Below are 20,262 nucleotides of genomic sequence, written 5' to 3'. Positions count from 1 at the left end.
GATCGGCATCCGGCTACGGTGAGTAGATGCAGTCCGATTCCCAGGACCGTCCGTCGTGGGCCTACGTCAGCGTCCTGGACATCACCTTCGACGAGCAGGCACCAGCAGCCGGCCATGCCCCACAGCCGCCACTGCTCGCCGACGAACACCTGGCCTCCGCCCGCCGCCGGGTCACCGACCTGGTGACGGCGGCACTCACCGAACTGCACCCCTTCGCCCGCCAGCTCACCGTCACCGTCGCCGCGCCGGACAACGCCGACCTCGTCGCCGCCGCGGCCTGGCTGGAACGCAACCCCGCCGCCGTGGCCTCACTGCGCGCCCACCTCGGCCCCGCACAGTCCCCGCCGGCCCGCGCCGTGTCACCGGACTCGGACGCCGAGCCCGGCCCGGTTGACCGGCCAGGGCAGCCTGATCAGATCGAGCTCGTCAGCTGGCTGGGTTTCTGGCTCGTCACCAGCACCGACCCGTCCGGCGCCACCACCGTGCACCGTGTCCAGCCCACGACCGACCCGGCCGAGCTTGCCGTCGACCTCGCCGGCTGGCTGCAGGACGCCCTGGCCGACGCCTGGATCTCCGACCCAGCCCCGGTCTGCCCCGGCCATCCGCATCCCCTACGCCCCGAGGTTCACGACGGGGCACCCTGGTGGGCCTGCCCGGCCGGTGGACTCGTCCGCCCCTGGCACACCGCCACTGTCATCACCGAGCCCGATGCCCCGACGGAGACGGAAGGCGCTGCGTAGAGCACACCCAGGGCGAGGCCTCCGGCCGAGCCGAGACGTGAACAGCGAGAACCCGGGATTGACCAGGGCACAGATCAGCCTTCTTGTCGTCTACTGCGTGGACCTGCCCGCCTGCCTCGATTTCTACCGAGGCCTGGGTCTGCCGTTCGAGCGTGAACGTCACGGTCACGGCCCCGAGCACCACGCCGCGGTGCTGGCCGACGGTGTGGTCTTCGAGCTGTACCCGGCGGGTACCGGCGGATCCACCGGGCGGACCAGGATCGGTCTGGTCGTCGCCAGCACCAGTCTCCGAACCGCCTGGGAACCAGGCGTTCATGTGCTTCGTGACCCTGAGGGCCGTGTCGTCGAACTGCACATCACAGCCTGAGAACGCACCGAAAGGACCACGGACGCGGGTGTGCTTCCCTGCGGCACGGTTCCCTTTGCCATCCGGTGCACACGCCGAAGGCGTTGTGGGTTTGTATGGCGGTATGGGCGACGCACTGGACACGGTGAAGCGGGTGATCGCCGCCTTCGAGGCCGGTGACCGGGAGACGCTGCTCGGCCTGCTCGCCGAGAACGTGGTGATGGAGGCGCCCGGCGCGGTGCGCCTCGTCGGGCGTGCGGCGGCCCTCGACCACAGCGATGCCTTCCTTTCCGCCTTCGAGGACGTCGACGTCGACACGCATCTGCTCGTGGAGCAAGGCCCGCTGGTCGTCGAGGAGTCCACGCTGAGAGCCCGGCACACAGGCCCGTACACGGCCACCGGTGGGGAGTCGCCGATCCCGGCGAGCGGAAACCTCGTGACCCTGCGGATCGTCGAGGTCTACCAGGTCGCTGGTGGTCTGGTCACGGAGAACCGCATCTACTTCGACGAGACCGGCCTACGCCGCCAGCTCCGCCCCGACCGCTGAGCCCGGACATTCCCCCTCAGCCCGATTGGAAGAACGCGAGCATTCTGCGGCTGGCATCCGGCGCCATCAGCATTTCCTGGATCGCCGCGGACTGCCGGGCGGCTGCGCCGGTGCGTGCGAACATCTCGCGTTCGTATTCCTGGACAGCGGCGGGAAAGTCGCCCGGGTGGGCGACCAGCGCCAGGCCGAGCAGGGCACCGTCGAGCAGCGCCATGTTGGCGCCCTGCCCCACCGGCGGCATCAGATGCGCGGCGTCGCCGAGCAGCGTGACGTCCGGTCTCGACGGCCAGGTCAGGCCGGCGGGGAGAGTCATGATCGACCTCGGCACGATCAGGTCGTCGCAGGCCGCGATCAGCGCGGTGCACCGGGGATCCCAGCCGGTGAACAGGCCGATCAGCCGCGCCCGGGCGGCGGCCGGGTCCTCGAACGGGATCGCGCTGGTGGCGAACCAGTCCTCGGCAGTGGAGTAGAAGCTGAGATAGACGCGGACACGGCCGTCGCCGCCCCGCTGCGCGGACAGGGACCGCCCGTTGCCGAGCACCCAGTAGTTGCCGCGCCCGACCATCGCCGCGAGATCGGGATGGGTCCGGTCGACGTCGGGAATACCGAGCTCGACCGCGTTCTGGCCGGTGTGCGCGGGACGGGCGTCGGTGAGCAGCCCGCGGACCCGGGAGTCCGCGCCGTCGGCGCCGACCAGCAGGTCAAACGGTGCGGTGCGGCCGTCGGTGAAACGTGCCACGCCGTTGTCGGCGGACGCGAACGCGTGCCCCCAGCGCACCGTGTGCCCGGGCAGCGAGTCCAGCAGCAGGTTACGCAGATCGCCACGGTCGACCTCGGGCCGCTCGGACGGGGCGTCCTGGGGCGTGTCCTGCTGCAGCAGCAGGGTGCCGTCCGGCTCGAGAAGCCGCATGTCCTGACCTTCGGGGCGGGCGATCGCGTGGAACCGGTCGATCAGGCCGGCCACACGCAGCGCCCGCTGCCCGGAATGGATGTCGAGCATGCCGCCCTGACCGCGTGCGTCGCGTGAGGCCTCCCGTTCGTACACGACGGCGTCGATGCCGTTCACCTGCAGCACACGGGCAAGGGCGAGGCCGCCCAGCCCGGCTCCCACGATGGCGATGTCCATCGCCGCCTCCGATCCCTTCCGTCCCGGCGTCCGCTACGCCGTATTGATCGATACGCTGTATCGACATTGCGCAGCGTATCGTCGCCGGCATGCTGGTGTGGGAGAGGCCCGAGCCGCCGGACCGGCCGGTACCGGCCCCGCTGAACCGGGAGCGGATCGTGCGAGCGGCGATCCGGCTGGCCGACGCGGACACCCTGGAAGCGGTGTCGCTGCGCAGGGTCGCCGCCGCACTGGACGTCGGCCCGATGCGCCTGTACGGCTACATCGCCACCAAGGACGAACTGTTCGACCTGATGGTCGACGCGGTCAACGCCGAGATCCACCCGAGCGGAAACGGCTGGCGGGAGGTGCTGAGCTCCCTCGCCGGCGCCACCCGCGACGCCGCGCACCGGCACGAATGGTTCGCCGACCTGATCGGTGGGCGACCGCAGCTCGGACCGCACACGCTGGCAAGGCTGGAGGCCGTCACAGCCGCGCTCGTCGGTGTCGACCTGAGCACCGCCGTGCCGGCGATCGCCGCGGTCGACGCGTATGTCGTCGGCGTGGTGCGCCGGGAGATCGCCGAGCGGCGGGCCGAGCAGGCCACCGGGATGAACAAGAGGCAGTGGCAGCTGACGTACGGTCCCTACCTGCAGCGGACCTTCGCCACCGGCCGGTTCCCCGCCCTGGCCACCGCCGTCCACGACGGCCCCCACCTGGACGCCGACCAGGCCTTCCGCACCGGCCTCGACTTCCTCCTCGACGGCATCGAAGCCCGCATCACCCGCATCTCACCCTGACCCGCAAATCGGGTGATGCGCGACGACGGTGCGGTCGGGGCCGCATCGTCGTGTCGGGGATTGTCACCGTGTCCGGGAGCGCAACGTGACGATGTCGTCGTGGGTGGGGTAGTGCCCCGTCCCGGGGAAACCCACCGTCCAGCCGGCGACCAGTACCGCCCGATCAATCGCGTCGTCCGGGTCGCCGGAGCGCAGCCAGTAGTGCAGAAAACCGGCGAACAGCGCGTCGCCTGCGCCGGTGGTGTCGCGTACCCCGAAGGGCGCGACCGCCGGCACGGCGCGCGGCGACATCCCGGGCAGGAAACGCACGCAGCCGGCCGCCCCGAGACCGACGACCACCACCTTCGCCCGGCCGAGCGCGAAGACGTCCCGAGCGAAACGCTCCGGTGAGACCGTGAGGTTCTCCTGCGAGCAGAAGACCACCGTCGCCCGCTCCACCCAGTCCCGGGCGTAGGTGTCCTGAAGGCCTGGTGTCGCCTGCAGATCCACCGCGATCGGAACACCCGCCTCGACCGCGACCGGGAGAAGCCGCCGTGCGAAACCGATGGTGGAGACCGCCGCGGCCTGCGCTCCGACGAGAAGGCCCGCGAACACCTCCAGCGGATAGGGGAACAGGGGTAGATCCTTGAGATCCGTGCTGATCTGCCGTCGCCCGGCCCGGTCCACAAGCACCGCGGACTGCGCGGTGCACTCGCCCCCGACCACGCCCGCACCTGCCAGCCCTGCCTGTTCCAGTGCGTCCCGCACCAGCACACCTGCCCCATCCCGGCCGACGACGGTCGCCAGCCGCACCGGGCGACCAAGCCCCGTCAGGGCCCGCGCCACGTTGAGACCCACACCCGAGGTCGCCAGCCGCAGGCCGTGGGGCAGGTAGCGGACGGGAGCGTAGGCGACCGGAAAGCCCTCGACCGGAATCGTCTGCTGGACGTTGACGACACCCGCGACGACCACCGGAGAATCCACGACCGGCAGCCTGCCATCAGGACGGCCCCCGCCACCAGAGCCTCGACCAGGGCCGGTTCTCGCCGGGATTGTCATCATGAGTACCGATAACAGTGCGATGGGCTACGGTCGAGATCGTGACTGCTCTGGATGCGGAGGCGGTGCGGGAGGCGCTGCTGACCGAGACCGATCTGCTGGCGGATCTCTATCGCGACTGCGATCCCACCACGCCCATCCCGACCTGCCCGGGCTGGACCCTGGCCCAGCTGGTCGGCCACGTCGGCGGCGCGCATCGCTGGACCGCGACGATGGTGACGCACCGCAGCACCGAGAACATCGACTACGCCACCGTCCCCGACGTGCGGCGGCCACGCGATCAGCAGGCCGCGGTCGAATGGCTGCGCGACAGCGCCCGGCAGGTCATCACCGCGGTCGACGCGACCGGTGCCGAGGTACCGGTGTGGACCCCGTTCGCAGGGGTGCGCCCGGCGCGGTGGTGGATCCGGCGCCGGCTGCACGAGGCCACCGGGCACCGCGCCGACGCGCTGCTGGCACTCGGCCGCGACGTGGTCATGGCACCCGCGATCGCCGCCGACGGCCTGTCCGAACTGCTGGACCTGATCGCGATCGGAGCGCCCTGGTTCGCAGCGCCACTGGACGACGAGAACACCCTGACCCTGACCGCAACCGACAGCTCCGCAGCCTGGTCGGTCGCCCGCAGCGGAGACACCGTCACCTGGACCGCGGTACCCGCGGCGGCCACGGTCACCGTCTCCGGTTCCGCGGTCGGCCTGTATCTGCTCGCCCTGCGCCGGATCTCCGCCGGCGACGCCAGGCTGACAGTCTCCGGCGATCCGAAGGTTCTCGACACCTGGCTTGACCGCACCGCCTTCTGACGTCCGATGCGCAGACCCGTCCCCGTATTTCTTCCGGCGCTTCTGCTGGCTCTCACCGTGCTGGGGATAGTCACGGTACGACTGGTCGTATACGAGTTCGGGGGTCCGACCGCGAGGCGGAAGGCCGTCACCGTCCCACCGGTGGACGGTGTCCGGATCACCTCGATGACCGTGTACTCCGGCCGCCTTCCCCCGTGCCCCGAACCCGCCTTCGACGACTACGGGCACCACGACGATCCCGTCATCCGCCCCCTCCCCACCGGCGGCCCCGGGATCTCGGCCACCTACGAGCTCCACAACGAGGACACCGAGGTGTTCACCTACACGATCCGGTTCATGTTCCTCGCGGGCACCATCCAGGTGGGGGCCTTCACCGACGAGGTCGTGCGTTCGGTGCGCCCCGGCGCGACCGTRCGCGGCACGGTCCGGCCCGAAACGCAGGACTCCTACACCTGCCCGGTGACCCGGGTGAAGGTCGCCGAGGTGACGAAGGTGCCTGACTCCGAGCTGCCGCCCCCGCCCGAACGATGCCCACCCTCGGGGCTGCGCCTCACCTCTGACCACACCGCGGCGATGGGGCTGCGCGTCGTGGGTCTGCACCTGCAGAACTGCGGGACGGACGACTACACACTCGACGGTTACCCGTTGCTGGAACTGCTGGACACCGACCGGTCACCCGTCGACGGTGCCCGGATCACGCACGGCAGCGGGGGTGTCAGCGGCATCTCGTTACCAGGATCCGGATTCGACGAACCAGCCCACCCGCTGGTCCTGAAACCGGGCGAGAGCGCCGTATCCGAACTCGCGTGGCGCACGGACACGCCCATCGTCCCGTACCTCAGGGTGCGGACCCAGCCGGATGCCGCCCCGGTGACCCTGACGCTGCGCCTCGACCTCGGCACCACCGGCACACTGGCCGTCAGCCCCTGGAAACTCCCGCCGTGAAACCACACCACCGCGCCGCAGGGGGCTCGCACTGCATGTGCGCGGCTGACCGGCGTACCCCGACCACGGCGCCCGCGGGAAAACCTGTTGGTGGTCCGTGGCGACCGCTGCTAGCTTCGCGGAGGCCGTGCGAGAGAACGAGGAGGTGGTACCCGTGAACGCAGTATCGACATGGGTGCTCCCCTCCGGGGTCACGGTCGGGCGGTAGGTCGTCCGGGAGCGCCGTTGCGAGCTCTCCCGAAAGGCACGACCATGCGATTCACCTCCGAACAGCACGCCGACAACGGCGTCCTCGAACGCGCGTTCACCCTCGGTGAGATCCCCGGCATCCTGTGGACGCCCGCATCCGCCGCATCCGCATCCGCGGCCGCACCGGTCCCGCTGATCCTGCTCGGCCACCCCGGCGGACTGCCCAGGATGTACCCCCGGCTGGTGGCCCGGGCCCGGCGCTCCGCGGCGGACGGCTTCGCCACCGCGACGATCGAGCTGCCCGGCAGCGGTGAGCGGCCTCGGTCCGACGCCGCCGAACGGGCCCGCGCCGACCTGCGCCGGGCRCTCGCGGCCGGTGTGCCGGTCGGCGAGGAGATCATCGACCGGCTCGTCCTCCCGCTGGTCGAAAAGGCGGTCCCGGAATGGCGCACGGCCCTGGACGCCGTCCTTTCGCTGCCCGGGATCGGCGGCCCGGTCGGGTACTCGGGAGGAGTGATCGCCATCGGCATCCGGCTGGCGGTGGTCGAGCCGCGTCTCTCGGCCGCCGGCCTGTTCGCCGGGAGTTTCGTGCCGCGCACCATGTTCGAGGAGGCACGGCGGGTCACCATCCCGCTGCATGTCCTGCTGCAGTGGGATGACGAAGGAAACGACCGGCAGGCGGCCCTGGACCTGTTCGATGCCTTCGGCTCCCAGGAGAAGACGCTGCACGCCAACATGGGCGGGCACACCGGCGTTCCGCCGTTCGCGGGGGACGCCGTGGCCGGATTCTTCACCCGGCATCTGAGGTGAGGCCGGGCCGTCAGGCCCGCAGCAGACGGTAGGAACTGTCGGCCAGGCCACCGTTCGTCGAGGACAGGTTCCGGATCACCTCGATGAGCGGTGGCCAGCGGAGCGTTCGCCCGCGTCACGCCAACGCTGCTCCCGGACTGGCGCACCTGGTGTGACGATCATGATCCTTCGTGTCGTCGACGTGGCCGCCCGCCTGGGTGTTCGCTCCGGACCCCACACCCACGAACATTACGTTTCGTCGTTGCGTCAGCCTGGCGACGTAACGACGAAACGTAAGCAGCTCGGATGGGCTGGGTGGCCACCGACTCCCCCGATGTCTAACGCCCGAGAAGGGAGGCTTATCGGGCGTTAGGCTCCGAGGGGCACCTGGGGGAGTCCTGGCGCGGGAGCCACATCGGGATCCGCTTTCGTCGCCGCCATGCAACCGAACGGAACGTTACGAAACGGAACGGGCTGCGGGTCGGGGTGGGCCAGCGGTGAGCGGCCTCGGTCCGACGCCGTCGAACAGGCCCGCGCCGACCTGCGCCAGGCGCTTGCGGCCGGCGTGCCGGTCGGCGAGGAGATCATCGACTGGCACGTCCTCCCGCTGGTCGAGAGGTTGGTCCCGGAGCGGCCCTGGAGAAAACACAGATCGCCGCCCTGAGCTCGGTGAATGCGCATCGCCGCCGCTGACGGTGACTGCCGTCAGCTGTTGTTCCGCTTCACGGTCCTACCTGAAGGATCCCAGCGCGAGAACTCCCAGAATATGCATCACTCCGAGAAATCCGACGGCGTGCACCATCGCGAAAAATCCTGTGGCCGCCAGAATCACCACCAGTAGAGGGACTCCCAGGAATCCGTTCCACCAGTCCGTCCACCAGTCCAGGGCCAGGGTCAGGAGGCCGAACGCCACGGGAAACCCGACCAGCGCCAGCAGGGTGTAGACGGGAATCCRCCAGGAGCTGGGCGCGGCTGTTCTCGCCCACACCGCGAAGAAAACGAGGAAGACAAGTACCGCCAGCGAGGTCCCCACGGCGACCCTGTATTCCGTGGGGATATTGATCGGTTTCTGCTGCGGTTGCGCAGGCTGCGGATCGCCGTGCGCGAGAGGGGTGCCCTGGCCGGGTGTGGTCGGTTCCCCTGCTACCCGGCCGTCTTCCTCCGGCATCGTCATGCTGTCGGCGCCAGGTGTCCGCCGGGATTGTCCGCGAGGGTTGCGGTCCGGTCGGACGGTGCTGGGCCTCGGGTTCGCATGATCCCGCCCCCGGTCGGGTCGCGCCAGCTACGGACGATCACCGTCTGGCTGGCTGGTCTCGCGTTACGGTGCAGTTGCCTCAGAAAGGAGTTCCGCCGTGAAGGAAACCTACATGGCACCAGTACGGACGGGGTGGGGACGGCCCAGGAACGCGCAATCTTTGCTTCCCGAAAGAGAGCATCGGATGATCTTCGGGTCGTGGATCCGGCCGATCTTCGCGATCGCCRTGCTGGTCGGGCGGGGTGACGGCCACCGAACCGCCCGGCGGGCCGCGGTCGTCGGGCGGGGATCGACAGCGTGACCGATCGGACCTCGGCGCAGGGCGGGTTCGACGCGACCCTTCCCCTGCGGGTGCTGCTGGGCTTCGTGGCGGTCCTCGGGACGGCGGTATGCCTGTTCGGCGCGGAGCTCATGGTGACCAACATGACCGGCGACCCACTGACCCGAGACCAGATCGTCACCAGCGCCCAGATCCTGGTCCAGGCCGCTGTCATTGCGGCCGGCGCACCCCTGGGCGCGCTCCTGCTGGCCTGGCTGGTCCGCGACCAGGGTGCCGTCAGGCGGTGGGCGGTCGCGTTCGTCATCGGGCTGATCGTCGCCGTCCTGATTCTCCAGGAGCGGGAGAACCACCTGCGTCATTGCCAGTCGAGAGGAACCGCGCCCTGCACCGAGTACAGCATCGCGGGGAGGTACACGTCGCCGGTGCAGGAGTAAGGGGCGCCCGCCGTGGACGTTGCCGGTGGCGGCAGCCGGTGGCGGCAGTACCTCCGGCCAGGACCTGATCCCGCCGCCGCGAGAACCCGGCGGATGGCCACATGAACAGGGAAAAAGCAACTTGGACAACGCCGCCGGGGGGCGGCTATCTTCACCTGCCGGGCAGCCACATCGTCAAGGACCTGCCCTGTGAGGAAACCTCGGCCAGGGAGATACGCATGCCCCGTCTTGCGCTGTACACGTTCGGCGTCCTGAAGTCACCTCTCGCCGATCCGTCGGCTCTCACCCGGGAGTTCCAGGAAAGCGGTGCGGCCGTCTACCGGAAGATCAGCCTGCATCCCGGATATCTCGCTCATGCGGAAGCGGCGGTTGGCGGTCGGGCCACATTCTTCGATGCGGACTGGGGTGCATGGGGCGCGTTCGCGGTACCGACCTGGTATGAAAAGGGGCGTACCGTGGAAACCATCGCCCTCGCCGCGACGCTCTCACTCTGGACCGGTCTGCGCCCCGCCTTCGACGCCATCTACACCGGGCTGCATCGTGCTGCGCTCAACAGGCGCCATGACTGGTTCGAGAGGACGGCGCACCCGAATCATGTCGTCTGGTGGGTCTCCGACGGCGTGACACCCACCTGGCGGGACGGGGTTTCCCGGCTGGAACAGCTCCACGACCACGGCTGCGCACCGCACGGCTTCACCTTCCACCACCCGTTCACCCCGGACGGAACCGCGACCAGGCTCGCCGATGCCTCCGCTGGCCCCCGGCCCTGCTCAGGGTGAATGTGCCCGGCCGGCGGACTCCAGCACCGAGGTAAGAAAGCGACGCACCGTCTCCAGCTCGCCCGCCTCGAAACCGTCCACGGCCGCCACCACCTCGCCGATCACCGGCCCGAAGAAGCTCCACCCGAGTTCCGTGGCCTTCTCCTCCACATCCAGCAGCACACGTCGCCGATCGGTGGTGTCCCTGCTACGCCGGACCAGTCCGAGCCGTTCCAGCCGATCCACCAGGGCGGTGGTCCCGGCAGAGTTCAGGCGCAGTTGCTCGCCAAGCCACCCGGGCGTGGCACGGGTACCGACCCGTGCCGCATCCAGCAGGTGGATCAGCGCGCGCACATCGGTGGGATGCAGCCCGTGGCGCGCGGCGAACCTGGCGCCCAGCAGGTCGAACTCCACGGTCACCGCGCGCAGCAGGTGAACCAGTCCCATCGCCGGGCTCTGCTCGTCCATGCACACTCCCTCGAACCACTGGCTAATATCTCGCTGAGCGAGATTATCGCTGAGCGAGAGGAATCTCCATGTCGCCGTCCGCTTTCGATCTTGTCTACGACGAGCTCCGTGCCCGCTGGCCCGAGTCCACCGAGGAGCGCGACGTCGCCACCCCGTACGGGCCCACCCGGGTTCATGTGTACGGCCGAGCGGACGGCAGCCCGCTCCTGCTGCTGCCCGGCGGCTCAGCCACCGGCCTGGTCTGGTTCGCCAACGCACCCGCTCTCGGCAGGCAGTACCGGGTCCATGCGGTTGATCTGCTGGGTGACGCCGGCCGCACCGAACGCCGGGGCGCACCGTTGAAGAGCGTCGACGATCTGGAGTACTGGCTGGACGCGCTGATGGACGGGCTCGGGCTTGCCCGCACGTACCTGTGCGGTCACTCGTACGGCGCCTGGCTGGCCGTCAGGTACGCACTTCATGCCCCGCAGCGGGTCGCCCGCCTCGCCCTCGTCGACCCGACCCAGGTCTTCGCCGGATTCCRCCCTGGCTACCTGCTGCGCGCACTGCCCACCCTGATCCGCCCGAGCGAGGCCCGTGCCCGCGCCTTCCTGTCCTGGGAGACCGCAGACGTCCACCCGGACGAGACCTGGCAGCGTCTCTACGCGCTCGCCACCACTGTTCCCGGCCGCAAGTTCGTCACCGGCGGCCGCCCGCAGGCCGCCGACCTCCGCATGCCGGTACTGGTCCTGCTCGCGGAGCGCAGCCGCGCCCACCACGCCGGCAAGGTCGCCGACAGAGCCCGCCGGATGCTCTCGCACGGCGAGGTGGCACTGCTCCCCGCAGCCACCCACCACTCCCTGCCACTCACCACGCCGAAGCAGTTGAACGAGCGGCTGATGGATTTCCTGGGCTGACAGCGCGGAGCTTCTGACGCCGCAGGCGCCGGCGCCCGAGGAGCGCGAGGGCCGGTTTGAGGAGCGAATGCTCACCGAAGCGGTGGTCGCCACCGCGGACGAGACGGGCGGCGAGGTCGGGGCGCTGGCGCCACAGGTAGCCACGGGCCCGCTCGGCGTGCAACGAGTCCGAGACGATCTTTATCCGGTCCGCGTGCTCGAGCAGGGGGATGACGTTGCTGATGTTCTCCCAGGTGGAGCGGCTGGTGGTCTCGACGGACAGCGGGCCGTGGTAGCCGCGGGTACCGCGGGCGTAGTCCGCCATCAGGTCCGCTTCCGCCCGCGGGCCGCCCACCGGGCCGCCGGCCAGGACCAGCCGGGACTCCGCACCTTCGAGGGAACGCAGCCCGGCCCGGACCCGCCATCGGTTGACCGCGTTGATGCGCTCCGACCGGTTACGGAAACCGAGCACGACCACCACCTCGCCTGCGCCCCGCACCACAGCCGAGGTCGGGGCGGTCGTGCCGAGCTGGCGCCGTGATGCCCGCCAGTGTTCCAGCTCGCCCCATCCCAGCACCGCCGCGACCAGCAGGCAGGCACCTCCCAGCTGCGTTCGGGCCGCGTTCACCGGTCCGCACCCTGCCCGCTGAACGCGGCCGGGTCGCGGGTGTTCCGCCAGATCGGGGCGAGTATGGCGGGGTCGTCGCTCCATAATCACAGATTCTAGATCGTAGAAGATCTATCTGTTGGACTTCTGTGGCTGGGCCGGCCAGCCTGGGAAGGGACAGAGCGCGCCGCGCCACCTCACCGGGCGCCCCAGGCGTCACCCGAGGAAAGGATGTCCATGTCGGACTACGAGCAGTACGAGAAGGCCATGCGTCCCGAGGACCTCACCCGCCTGTTCGTCGAACGTTCCAACGCCGGGGATGCGGCCGGGGTCGCCGCGCTCTACGAACCGGACGCGGTGCTCGCCTACCCACCCGGCGGCCAGACGGTGGGCCGCGGCGCCATCCACGCGCTGTGGGAGAAGGTCCTGGCCCCAGGCCCCCGTTTCGAGCCGGAACCGTCCCTGCCGACGCTGGTCAGCGGCGACATCGCCCTCACCTCGACCCCACCCGCCGACGGGACCGGTGCTCGGGCGCAGGTCGCCCGCCGCCAGCCCGACGGAAGCTGGCTGCGGCTGCTCGACCAGCCCGAGTTCACCCGTCCCACCGCGGCGCCGGAGATGTGACGTCCCGGCAGGTCGACGCTGCGCCCCGGTTACCGGAAGAAGTCGAGCAGGGCCGGGGCGGAGGTGTCGGGCCCGTTTACGATCATGTGGCGATACGCCTCAGCGTGGCGGTACCTGGCCCCTGGTCCGGAGAAGGCGGTACCTGAGGACAGGGATCCGGTTCCTCCGGAGGAGGCCGGCGGCCCCCGGCGGGACGACAGTGACCGGCATGACGAACACGACGAGATCGCTGGCCGCCCCGCGGGTCGCGGCGTGTCCCCCATGCGGGAACCACGAGTCGCCCGTCCCGCCTGGATGGTCGTCCGGCACGGCACGGGCCCGGGTGGGTGCGGGTCCTCGGCGGGCCGGATGACACCCGCCACCCTGCTGCAACGGACCGGCACGACCGGTCCCACGTTGACACTCGACGTCGCGGCGGTCACCGCCAACGTTCGCACCATCAGCGCCATCCGCCGCCAGGGCGGTGCCCGCGGGGCCGGTGAGGTGATGGCCGTGGTGAAAGCCGACGGCTACGGGCACGGCCTGGCCGATGTCGCGCGGGCGGCGCTGGCCGGTGGCGCGACCCGGTTMGGGGTGACCAGCGTCGACGAGGCGTACACCCTGCGCGATCTGGGGTTCACCGAGCCCGTGCTGAGCTGGCTCAACCCGGTCAACGCCGACTTCACCCAGGCGACCCGCGCGGGGGTGGAGCTCGCCGTTCCCAGCCACGCCCACCTGCGGGCGGTCGCCCGTCAGACACCCGGCGCCGGTGTCCATCTCCAGCTCGACACCGGGATGGCCCGCGACGGTATCCCGCCCGAGCAGTGGGAGTCCCTGTGTCACACGGCGCGGTGCGCCGAGCGGGCCGGTTTCGTCCGCGTCGTCGGGGTGATGGGGCATCTCGCCTGCGCCGCCGAACCCGGTCATCCGGCCAACCGGCGGGGACGTGAATGTTTCGACTGGGGTGTCCGGGTCGCCCTCGGCGCCGGGCTGCGTCCCCGGGACCGTCACCTCGCGGCGACGGCCGCGACGCTGAGCGACCCGCGGACCCATCACAGCCTGAGCCGGATCGGCGCGGGCCTGGTCGGCATCGACGAGTCGGGCCGTGTGCGGCTGCGCCCGGCGCTGCGCCTGACCGCCCCACTGGTCACCGTCCGCACGGTGCCGGCGGGAACCGCGGTCGGCTACGGGCACACCTGGACGTCTCCGCGGGCGACCCGGCTCGGCCTGGTGCCCGTCGGGTACGCCGACGGGCTGCCCCGCCGCGTCGCCGCGTGCGCGCAGGTGCAGGTCGCCGGGGTGCGCCGCCGGGTGGTCGGGCGCCTGTCGATGGACATGACCGTCATCGATCTCGGCCCCGATCCGGCCGCCTGCCCGGCGCGGGCCGGCGACGTGGTGACGCTGTTCGGTCCTGGGGACGGTGGCGAGCCGACGGCGGCGGACTGGGCTCGCTGGGCCGGAACGCTGGAGCACGAGATCGTCACCGGACTCGGGCCGCGGCTGCGCCGGGTCGTCACCACCCACACCGACCCCGGCGAACGAACAACGCGATGAGGGAGAACGCCATGCGGGAGAAGAAGGAGACGGCGCTGGCGGACGGCACCACGGCCGGACGCCGGATCGCCGGCCGGGTGGTTGTCATCGGCGGGGGGACCAGCTGTGAGCATGAGGTGTCGCTCGCCTCCGCGGCGGCGGTCACCGAGGCCCTGACCGCTGCCGGGCACGCCGTGGCGGCCCTCACCATCGACCGCGACGGCCGGTGGCGTGACCACACGGGCCGCCTCGTCGGGCTGGCCGGTGCCGTGGAGGTGCTGCGGTCCTGCGTGGCCGTGCTGCCGATGCTGCACGGCCCGGGCGGTGAGGACGGCACACTGGCCGCACTGTGCGAACTGGCCGGTGTGCCCTACGTCGGTTCCCCGGTGCGCGCCGGCGCCCTGGCCATGGACAAATGGGCGACGAAGCTCATCGCCGAGGCCGTCGGTGTCCCGACCGCACCTGGCATTCTGGTGAACCGGGCGCGGACAGCCGCCGGCGCGGTGACGGCCCCACTGCCGGCGGTGGTCAAACCGGTCTCGGCCGGCTCGAGCTACGGGGTGTCCCTGGTCCATGACGCCGCGCAGCTCACCGCCGCCGTCGAGGCCGCGTTGACGCTCGATGACCGGGTGCTTGTCGAGGAGGTGGTCTGTGGCCGTGAGATCGACCTGGCCGTTCTCGGCCGGCCCGACGGCACCCGGACGGTGGCTCCCCCGCTGGAGATCGTCACCGGGCACGCCGGGTTCTTCGACCTCGCCGCCAAGTACGACGGCTCCGCCCGGTTCCTCGTGCCCGCCCCGCTGAGCGACGCGCAGCTGGGCGTGCTGCGGGAGGCGGCGGTCACCGTGTACGACGCGCTCGGGTGCGCCGGTGTCGCCCGGGTCGACTTCTTCCTCACCGACGCCGGCCCGGTGCTCAACGAGGTCAACACGATGCCAGGATTCACCAGCCATTCGCAGGTACCGCGGATGTTCGCGGCGGCCGGTGTGCCCTACCCCGAGCTGCTGGAGCTGCTGATCGCCGACGCGGTCGCCACAGCCACGGCCCGAGCCACAGCTGTGGCCGTGGCCGGGGGGCAGCACGGCGACGACCGCGACGACCACGTCGGCCGCGTCGGCCGTGGTCCCCTGCGGGTCGGATGAGAGCCGAGGAGGGGTTCGCCGCCGCCGCGGCCGGGACGGCGATCCTCATCGTCGGCGTGGCGGAACTCGACCGGACGTGGCGGCCTGCCGGCTCGCCGGTCATGGACGTCGTCTTCCTGCTGCTGGTCGCCGGCGCCGTCGTCGCCGCCCGGTGGGAGCCCGCGGCCGCGCTGGGCACGGCCTGGGTCGCGGGTCTCGTCCAGCTCGTCGGGGGCACACCGGTCCTGCTGGCCGAGGCCGCGCTGGTGGTGGTGCTGTTCGCCGCCGCGCGCTGGGGGCGGGTCGCCACGGTGCTGGCCGCCGCCGCCACGGTCGGTGCCGCCCCGGTCCTGGGCGTCGCCTGGGTCCGCTCGCTCGGGGTGCGGGCGGGGGGCCGCGGGGGGCATGTGCTGTACGACCTGCTGACCGGCTACAGCCGGCAGATCACCATCTGGGGCCTGCTCCTGTTCGGTGTCACGTTCCTCGCCGTCCCGTTCCTGACCGGTCTGATGATGCGGTTCCTGTCCCGGGCGCGCACGGCGCAGGCCGCCCGCCAGGTCGCCGAGCACGACGCCCGCCAGGCCCAGGAGATCGCCCGGCTGCGCGACGCCCAGAACCGGCTCGCCCGCGACGTCCACGACGTGGTCGGGCATTCGCTGACCGTCATCCTCGTCCAGGCGGAGTCGGCGCAGTTCCTGGACGACCCCGCCAGGCTCAAGACGACCATGCAGACCATCGCGACATCCGCCCGTTCCTCGCTGCACGACGTGCGGGAGGTGCTCGAACCGGCGCGGGAACCCGACCGGGGGCGCCGCGGCGGGCTCGACTCGCTCATCGACACCGTCCGTTCCAGCGGCCAGCCGGTCGAGGCGGCCGAGGCCGGCGAGGCCCGTCCGCTGCCACCCGAGCTCGACGCGGTCGCCTACCGGACGTTGCAGGAGATGCTGACCAACGCGTTGAAGCACGGCCGGCGTGACCGGCCGACGCGGGTCGAGCGGCGGTGGCCCGCGCCGGACAGCGCGGCGGCCACGCTCACCATCGAGGTGACGAACAGCGTGGACGCCGCCGGTACCCGCGACGGCCTCGGGGGCCTCGGCGGCGGTCAGGGAATCGCGGGTATGCGCCGGCGGCTGGAGTCCGTCGGTGGCAGCCTCGACATCCGGCAGGGCGTGGGCCCCGATGGGCCGACCTTCACCGCGGCGGCGAACCTGCCCGTGCGCTCACCGGCGCCGGCGCTGTCCTCGTCCGCGGTGTCCGGGCGGCCGGCATGACCGGGCCGGTCGGGCCCGACGAGGCGGCGGTGGCGGACGCCGCGCCGATCGGTGTTCTCCTCGTCGACGACCAGGAGCTCTTCCGGGAGGGCGTGCGGGTGATCATCGACGCGCAGCCCGGCATGCGGGTCCTGGGCACGGCGGCCGACGGCCGCGAGGCGGTCGGCCTGGTCGACGACCTGCGCCCCGACGTCGTGCTCATGGACATCCGCATGCCCGAGATGGACGGCGTCGAGGCCACCCGGCAGATCTTCGCGCCCGCGCGGGTGGCCCGGCGCACGAAACCGGTCCGGCTGATCATGCTGACGACGTTCAACCTCGACGACCGGGCGGCCACCGCGATCCGCTGTGGGGCGAGCGGGTTCCTGCTCAAGGACACCACCCCCGCCCAGCTGCGGGACGCGATCCGCACGGTGCACACCGGCAACGCCGTGCTCGCCCCGCGGGATCTCACCAGCCTGCTCGACCACGAGTTCCGTGCGCCCGCCCAGCCACCGGCGGCCTTCGGGTCGCTCACCGGCAAGGAACGTGAGGTGTTCTTCGCGGTGGTCCGCGGCCTGTCGAACACGGAGATCGCCCGGCTGGTGTTCGCCAGCGAGTCGACCGTCAAGACCCATGTCGGTGCGATCCTGCGCAAGCTGGCGCTGCGTGACCGCGTCCAGATCGTCGTCTTCGCCTACGAGCACGGCGTCGTCTGACCGTCTGACCGTCCGGCCGCCGGTCGCGGGCGGCGGCCGCGGGCGGCGGCCAGGGTGGCCAGCCCGTCGAGCAGGGTGCGCAGGCCGACCTCGAAGATCCGGGTGGTGTCGGCTCGACGTCCTCTCCACGCCCTGACCCCGGACGGCTGAGGTGGGGAGGGCGGCGACGGCGGGACCCCGTTCTCGTTGACACGGTCCGGGGTCGGGAACGCGACAGGGAGATCAGGTGCACCCACCCGATCCGCGCCGCACATAACCGAATACATGGGGCGACAATGGGTGAATCATCCGTATGCCCCCCATGACTGTTGGGAGAGTCCGTTGCCCCTGGTCGGCTCCGCCGCCTCCGAGACCCGCCTGCGCCTGCGCACCGCCGCGGCCAGCGTGCTGTTCCTGCTCACCACGGCGGCCTGCGGCGACGACGGCACCGGCGGGGGTATCGCGGACATCCCCCGCCGGACCGGCCCGATCGCGGCCAAGGACTACGTCCTCACCGAAGGCCCGGAAACCACCGGACTCACCGCCGCGCCGACCGAGCACATGGACGACCCCGGCGACGACAGCCCCCTCAACATGTTCGACAAGGACCTCGCCGCCTGCCTCGGCGTCACCCCCGACACCCTCAGCCCCACATCCGCCGACGAGGCGCACAGCGACACGTTCACCTCCGAAGCCACCTCCGAACGCGGCGAGAAGCAGAGCCTGGAGATCGGCTCCCTGGCCGGGATCTACACCGCCGACCAGGTCCAGGCCGTGACCGCCGCGCTGCGCCATCCCGACTACCTGAGCTGCCAGAACAAGACGATGTCCGACGACGGCGACGACCCGATGCGTGAGCTGCCCACCCCCGACGGGGCCCTCTCCGCCTACCGTGTCACCTTCACGGCCGACTCCACCATGGACGTCATCCACCTCGGCGGCGGCCGGGTCTTCGCCACCCTCGTCGTCGCCGCCGACGGGCGGACACCCGACGCGGATCTGGAAGCCCGGCTGGTCAAGCAGCTCGCCGCCAAGCTCGAACGTCAGTAGCCGTCCCAGGCCACCCAAGCCACCGGGTCACCGCAGTCCCGCGTCGTGGACGAGCAACGCGATCTGCACCCGGTTGTTCAGGTCGAGGCGGGTCAGGATCCGCGACACATGCGTCTTCACCGTCGGCAACGCCAGGTGCAGCTCCCGGGCGATCTGCGCGTTCGACAGGCCCCGGCCCACCGCCAACGCCACCTCCCGCTCCCGATCCCCCAACATCCCCAGCCGGGCCCGGGTCCGCGCGGCGACGTCGTCACACCCACCGTCACCACCGGCGGTGGCCTGGTCGATGAGCCGGCGGGTGACCGCCGGGGACAGCACCGGATCACCCGCGGCCACCGTGCGGATCGCCGCCACGATGTCACCCGGGGCGGTGTCCTTGAGCAGGAACCCGGCCGCCCCGGCCCGCAACGCCCCCAGCACATGGGCATCGGTGTGGAAGGTGGTCAGCACCAGCACCTCCGGCGCACCGGGCACCGCCCGCACCATCCGGGTCGCCCGCACCCCGTCGACACCCGGCATCCGGATGTCCATCAACACCACGGCGGGCCGGTGCGCGGCGACCAACGCGGCGACCTGCCCGCCGTCCCCGGCCTCGGCGACCACCTCGATGTCCCCGGCGCCGCCGAGCATCAGCCGCAACCCGGCCCGCACCAGAGCGTCGTCATCCACCAGCAGGACACCGATCATCCACGCCGCCTCCCCGCTCCCGCTCCCGGTCCGGCTTCTGGTCCGGCTTCTGGTCCTCGGCGGGTTCGGCGGCCCACGGAAGCCAGGCCCGGACCTCGAACCCGTCCACGGTCGGCCCCGCCCGCAGCACACCACCGGCCACCCGGGCCCGTTCCGCCAGCCCGACCAGACCGCGCCCGCCACCGGTCGCACCACCACCCGCCCACCCCGCCGCCGGCCGCGGCACCGTCGTCGGCGGGTCCGCCTCGGCGGATGACCCGGGGGACGAGGGCACCGGCCCGCTGTGGACGTCCACGGTCAACCCCCGGCCCGGCCCGCCGGACAGCCGCACCGCGACCGGCGCGCCCGGTGCGTGCATCCGGGCGTTCGTGAGCGCCTCCTGCACGATCCGCAGCGCCGCCCGCCCCACCGCCGCCGGCGGAGCCACCCCCTCCACCAGCCCGCCGGCCCACCCGGTCAGCTCCACGGCGGCCCCCGCCGCCCGCGTCTCCGCCACCAGCCGCCCCAGATCCGCCAGGCCCACCGACGGCCACAGCTCGTCGCCGGGACCACCGTCGTTGAGGACACCGATCACCTCGCGCAGATCGCGCAACGCCAGATGCGCGTTCTCCCGGATCACCCCCGCCGCCTCGGCGACCTGCGCCGCCGACGCGGACGTGTTGAACTCCAACGCCCCCGCATGCACGCTCAACAGCGACAGCCGATGCCCCAGCACATCGTGCATCTCCCGGGCGATCTGGGCGCGGATCTCCTGGCGGGCACGGTCCGCGCGTAACTCCGCGTCCGCCTCCGCCAGCTCCGCCCGCGCTCGCAGCGACGCGATCAGCTGCCCCCGCGAGCGCCGGAACAACCCCCAGCCCACAGCCCCCGCGACCAGCGCGAAATAGGTCACCGCACGATCCGCCCGGGCTTCGGGCAGGTCCGCCAGCCTCCACAGGAACAGCGGCAGCGGGGCGAACACCAACGCCGCCACCCCCGCGGTGACCCGCCGCTGCTGGGTCGCGGCGACGGTGAACACCGCCACCAGCACCGGGCCTGTCAGGTACGGTGTCGCCGTCCCCGCGGCCACCAGCACCACCGCCAACGGCACCGGCCATCGCCGCCGCGCCAGCAGCGCCGCGCATCCCAGCCCGCCGGCGACCTGGTCCACCACCCGCCATACCGGCCCCGGATCGTCCATCACCGTGACGGTCTGCGAGGTGAGCGCGGCGAAACAGGCGGCGAACAGGACGAACCCCAGGTCGGCGGCCCAGTCCCGCCCGGTGCGCTGCACACGGGGCATGCCCCGGCAATCTACGCGGGCCCGAACCGCCCCGAAAGGCCCCGCACCGGAGGCGATACCAA

23 protein-coding genes and 1 pseudogene are annotated in these 20,262 nt (G+C 71.6%); 17 read left to right on the top strand and 7 right to left on the bottom strand.

What is annotated here, in order from left to right:
- Window positions 1-26: 26 nt before the first annotated feature.
- The 3 genes from CcI49_RS42110 (at window position 27) to CcI49_RS17755 (ending at window position 1,633) form a co-directional block, all read left to right on the top strand.
- On the top strand, window positions 27-740 hold the full coding sequence (locus CcI49_RS42110) for a hypothetical protein (protein ID WP_054570119.1): 714 nt from the start codon (window positions 27-29) through the stop codon (window positions 738-740).
- Between the two features lie 58 nt (window positions 741-798).
- Entirely contained in the window at window positions 799-1,107 is a 309-nt protein-coding gene (locus CcI49_RS17760; protein WP_076827981.1) for a hypothetical protein, read from the top strand.
- Window positions 1,108-1,210: 103 nt separating this feature from the next.
- Entirely contained in the window at window positions 1,211-1,633 is a 423-nt protein-coding gene (locus CcI49_RS17755) for an ester cyclase (RefSeq protein WP_054570117.1), read from the top strand.
- Between the two features lie 16 nt (window positions 1,634-1,649).
- Here the strand turns inward: CcI49_RS17755 and CcI49_RS17750 are convergent, their stop codons facing one another.
- Complete coding sequence (locus tag CcI49_RS17750) at window positions 1,650-2,759, bottom strand: FAD-dependent monooxygenase (RefSeq protein ID WP_054570116.1); 1,110 nt, start codon at window positions 2,757-2,759, stop codon at window positions 1,650-1,652.
- 89 nt (window positions 2,760-2,848) lie between these two features.
- Between CcI49_RS17750 and CcI49_RS17745 the strand changes: the two genes are divergently transcribed.
- On the top strand, window positions 2,849-3,538 hold the full coding sequence (locus CcI49_RS17745; RefSeq protein WP_054570115.1) for a TetR/AcrR family transcriptional regulator C-terminal domain-containing protein: 690 nt from the start codon (window positions 2,849-2,851) through the stop codon (window positions 3,536-3,538).
- 63 nt (window positions 3,539-3,601) lie between these two features.
- On the opposite strand, the gene CcI49_RS17740 is transcribed toward CcI49_RS17745, so the two are convergent.
- On the bottom strand, window positions 3,602-4,501 hold the full coding sequence (locus CcI49_RS17740; RefSeq protein WP_054570114.1) for a carbohydrate kinase family protein: 900 nt from the start codon (window positions 4,499-4,501) through the stop codon (window positions 3,602-3,604).
- 116 nt (window positions 4,502-4,617) lie between these two features.
- Here CcI49_RS17740 and CcI49_RS17735 point away from each other — a divergent pair, with 116 nt between their 5' ends.
- The 4 genes and pseudogenes from CcI49_RS17735 to CcI49_RS44465 all read left to right on the top strand — a co-directional run.
- Window positions 4,618-5,376 carry a maleylpyruvate isomerase family mycothiol-dependent enzyme gene (locus CcI49_RS17735; protein WP_241840121.1) on the top strand — a complete coding sequence of 253 codons (759 nt, stop codon included), beginning with the start codon at window positions 4,618-4,620 and terminating at the stop codon, window positions 5,374-5,376.
- 6 nt (window positions 5,377-5,382) lie between these two features.
- Window positions 5,383-6,321, top strand: coding sequence for a DUF4232 domain-containing protein (locus tag CcI49_RS17730; RefSeq protein ID WP_076827875.1), 939 nt, complete (start codon window positions 5,383-5,385; stop codon window positions 6,319-6,321).
- Window positions 6,322-6,573: 252 nt separating this feature from the next.
- Window positions 6,574-7,320: an alpha/beta hydrolase gene (locus tag CcI49_RS17725; protein ID WP_076827873.1), complete on the top strand. Its 747-nt coding sequence runs from the start codon at window positions 6,574-6,576 to the stop codon at window positions 7,318-7,320.
- Window positions 7,321-7,792: 472 nt separating this feature from the next.
- A pseudogene (locus CcI49_RS44465) lies at window positions 7,793-7,942 on the top strand (alpha/beta hydrolase); the annotation flags it as partial.
- A gap of 87 nt (window positions 7,943-8,029) precedes the next feature.
- On the opposite strand, the gene CcI49_RS17715 reads toward CcI49_RS44465, so the two are convergent.
- Entirely contained in the window at window positions 8,030-8,473 is a 444-nt protein-coding gene (locus CcI49_RS17715; protein WP_131831116.1) for a hypothetical protein, read from the bottom strand.
- A 378-nt stretch (window positions 8,474-8,851) separates the two neighbouring features.
- On the opposite strand from CcI49_RS17715, the gene CcI49_RS17710 reads away from it, so the two are divergent.
- Together CcI49_RS17710 and CcI49_RS17705 are read left to right on the top strand one after the other, a co-directional pair.
- The gene (locus CcI49_RS17710) at window positions 8,852-9,268 is read left to right on the top strand and encodes a hypothetical protein (protein ID WP_054570109.1); all 417 of its coding nucleotides are present in this window, start codon (window positions 8,852-8,854) and stop codon (window positions 9,266-9,268) included.
- A gap of 218 nt (window positions 9,269-9,486) precedes the next feature.
- Window positions 9,487-10,047: a DUF3291 domain-containing protein gene (locus CcI49_RS17705; protein ID WP_076827869.1), complete on the top strand. Its 561-nt coding sequence runs from the start codon at window positions 9,487-9,489 to the stop codon at window positions 10,045-10,047.
- Here the strand turns inward: CcI49_RS17705 and CcI49_RS17700 are convergent.
- A complete protein-coding gene (locus tag CcI49_RS17700) occupies window positions 10,039-10,494 on the bottom strand; it encodes a helix-turn-helix domain-containing protein (RefSeq protein WP_076827867.1) in 456 nt (151 codons plus the stop codon). The genes CcI49_RS17705 and CcI49_RS17700 overlap by 9 nt on opposite strands.
- A gap of 68 nt (window positions 10,495-10,562) precedes the next feature.
- On the opposite strand from CcI49_RS17700, the gene CcI49_RS17695 reads away from it, so the two are divergent.
- Window positions 10,563-11,390 carry an alpha/beta fold hydrolase gene (locus CcI49_RS17695; protein WP_076827865.1) on the top strand — a complete coding sequence of 276 codons (828 nt, stop codon included), beginning with the start codon at window positions 10,563-10,565 and terminating at the stop codon, window positions 11,388-11,390.
- Here the strand turns inward: CcI49_RS17695 and CcI49_RS17690 are convergent.
- Window positions 11,341-11,997, bottom strand: coding sequence for a YdcF family protein (locus CcI49_RS17690; RefSeq protein ID WP_198955558.1), 657 nt, complete (start codon window positions 11,995-11,997; stop codon window positions 11,341-11,343). The genes CcI49_RS17695 and CcI49_RS17690 overlap by 50 nt on opposite strands.
- Window positions 11,998-12,213: 216 nt before the next feature.
- On the opposite strand from CcI49_RS17690, the gene CcI49_RS17685 reads away from it, so the two are divergent.
- The 6 genes from CcI49_RS17685 (at window position 12,214) to CcI49_RS17655 (ending at window position 18,231) form a co-directional block, all read left to right on the top strand.
- Window positions 12,214-12,600 carry a nuclear transport factor 2 family protein gene (locus CcI49_RS17685; RefSeq protein WP_054570105.1) on the top strand — a complete coding sequence of 129 codons (387 nt, stop codon included), beginning with the start codon at window positions 12,214-12,216 and terminating at the stop codon, window positions 12,598-12,600.
- Window positions 12,601-12,861: 261 nt separating this feature from the next.
- Window positions 12,862-14,133: an alanine racemase gene (alr, locus tag CcI49_RS17680; protein ID WP_241840120.1), complete on the top strand. Its 1,272-nt coding sequence runs from the start codon at window positions 12,862-12,864 to the stop codon at window positions 14,131-14,133.
- Between the two features lie 11 nt (window positions 14,134-14,144).
- Complete coding sequence (locus tag CcI49_RS17675) at window positions 14,145-15,254, top strand: D-alanine--D-alanine ligase family protein (protein WP_076827863.1); 1,110 nt, start codon at window positions 14,145-14,147, stop codon at window positions 15,252-15,254.
- Entirely contained in the window at window positions 15,251-16,504 is a 1,254-nt protein-coding gene (locus CcI49_RS17670) for a histidine kinase (protein WP_076827861.1), read from the top strand. Before CcI49_RS17675 ends, CcI49_RS17670 begins: the two co-directional genes overlap by 4 nt.
- Entirely contained in the window at window positions 16,501-17,202 is a 702-nt protein-coding gene (locus tag CcI49_RS17665; protein ID WP_054570100.1) for a response regulator transcription factor, read from the top strand. Before CcI49_RS17670 ends, CcI49_RS17665 begins: the two co-directional genes overlap by 4 nt.
- 321 nt (window positions 17,203-17,523) lie before the next feature.
- Window positions 17,524-18,231, top strand: coding sequence for a hypothetical protein (locus CcI49_RS17655; RefSeq protein ID WP_054570099.1), 708 nt, complete (start codon window positions 17,524-17,526; stop codon window positions 18,229-18,231).
- Window positions 18,232-18,258: 27 nt separating this feature from the next.
- On the opposite strand, the gene CcI49_RS17650 is transcribed toward CcI49_RS17655, so the two are convergent.
- Complete coding sequence (locus tag CcI49_RS17650) at window positions 18,259-18,918, bottom strand: response regulator transcription factor (protein WP_076827857.1); 660 nt, start codon at window positions 18,916-18,918, stop codon at window positions 18,259-18,261.
- Entirely contained in the window at window positions 18,893-20,200 is a 1,308-nt protein-coding gene (locus CcI49_RS17645; protein WP_076827855.1) for a histidine kinase, read from the bottom strand. Before CcI49_RS17645 ends, CcI49_RS17650 begins: the two co-directional genes overlap by 26 nt.
- Between the last annotated feature and the right edge of the window lie 62 nt (window positions 20,201-20,262).

This window comes from Frankia sp. CcI49 (genome assembly GCF_001983215.1).
In the GTDB taxonomy this organism is placed as follows: domain Bacteria; phylum Actinomycetota; class Actinomycetes; order Frankiales; family Frankiaceae; genus Parafrankia; species Parafrankia irregularis.
The sequence above is the reverse complement of the archived record's forward strand: the minus strand, read 5'-3'. Positions and strand labels throughout refer to the sequence as shown.

Bases quoted from the DNA above. Each gene is read 5' to 3' on its own strand.
- CcI49_RS17675 (WP_076827863.1), top strand. From the start codon at position 14,145: ATGCGGGAGAAGAAGGAGACGGCGCTGGCGGACGGCACCACGGCCGGA.
- CcI49_RS17700 (WP_076827867.1), bottom strand. From the start codon at position 10,494: ATGGACGAGCAGAGCCCGGCGATGGGACTGGTTCACCTGCTGCGCGCG.
- CcI49_RS17650 (WP_076827857.1), bottom strand. From the start codon at position 18,918: ATGATCGGTGTCCTGCTGGTGGATGACGACGCTCTGGTGCGGGCCGGG.
- CcI49_RS17705 (WP_076827869.1), top strand. From the start codon at position 9,487: ATGCCCCGTCTTGCGCTGTACACGTTCGGCGTCCTGAAGTCACCTCTC.
- CcI49_RS17670 (WP_076827861.1), top strand. From the start codon at position 15,251: ATGAGAGCCGAGGAGGGGTTCGCCGCCGCCGCGGCCGGGACGGCGATC.
- CcI49_RS17665 (WP_054570100.1), top strand. From the start codon at position 16,501: ATGACCGGGCCGGTCGGGCCCGACGAGGCGGCGGTGGCGGACGCCGCG.
- CcI49_RS17745 (WP_054570115.1), top strand. From the start codon at position 2,849: ATGCTGGTGTGGGAGAGGCCCGAGCCGCCGGACCGGCCGGTACCGGCC.
- CcI49_RS42110 (WP_054570119.1), top strand. From the start codon at position 27: ATGCAGTCCGATTCCCAGGACCGTCCGTCGTGGGCCTACGTCAGCGTC.
- CcI49_RS17685 (WP_054570105.1), top strand. From the start codon at position 12,214: ATGTCGGACTACGAGCAGTACGAGAAGGCCATGCGTCCCGAGGACCTC.
- CcI49_RS17750 (WP_054570116.1), bottom strand. From the start codon at position 2,759: ATGGACATCGCCATCGTGGGAGCCGGGCTGGGCGGCCTCGCCCTTGCC.
- CcI49_RS17755 (WP_054570117.1), top strand. From the start codon at position 1,211: ATGGGCGACGCACTGGACACGGTGAAGCGGGTGATCGCCGCCTTCGAG.
- CcI49_RS17645 (WP_076827855.1), bottom strand. From the start codon at position 20,200: ATGCCCCGTGTGCAGCGCACCGGGCGGGACTGGGCCGCCGACCTGGGG.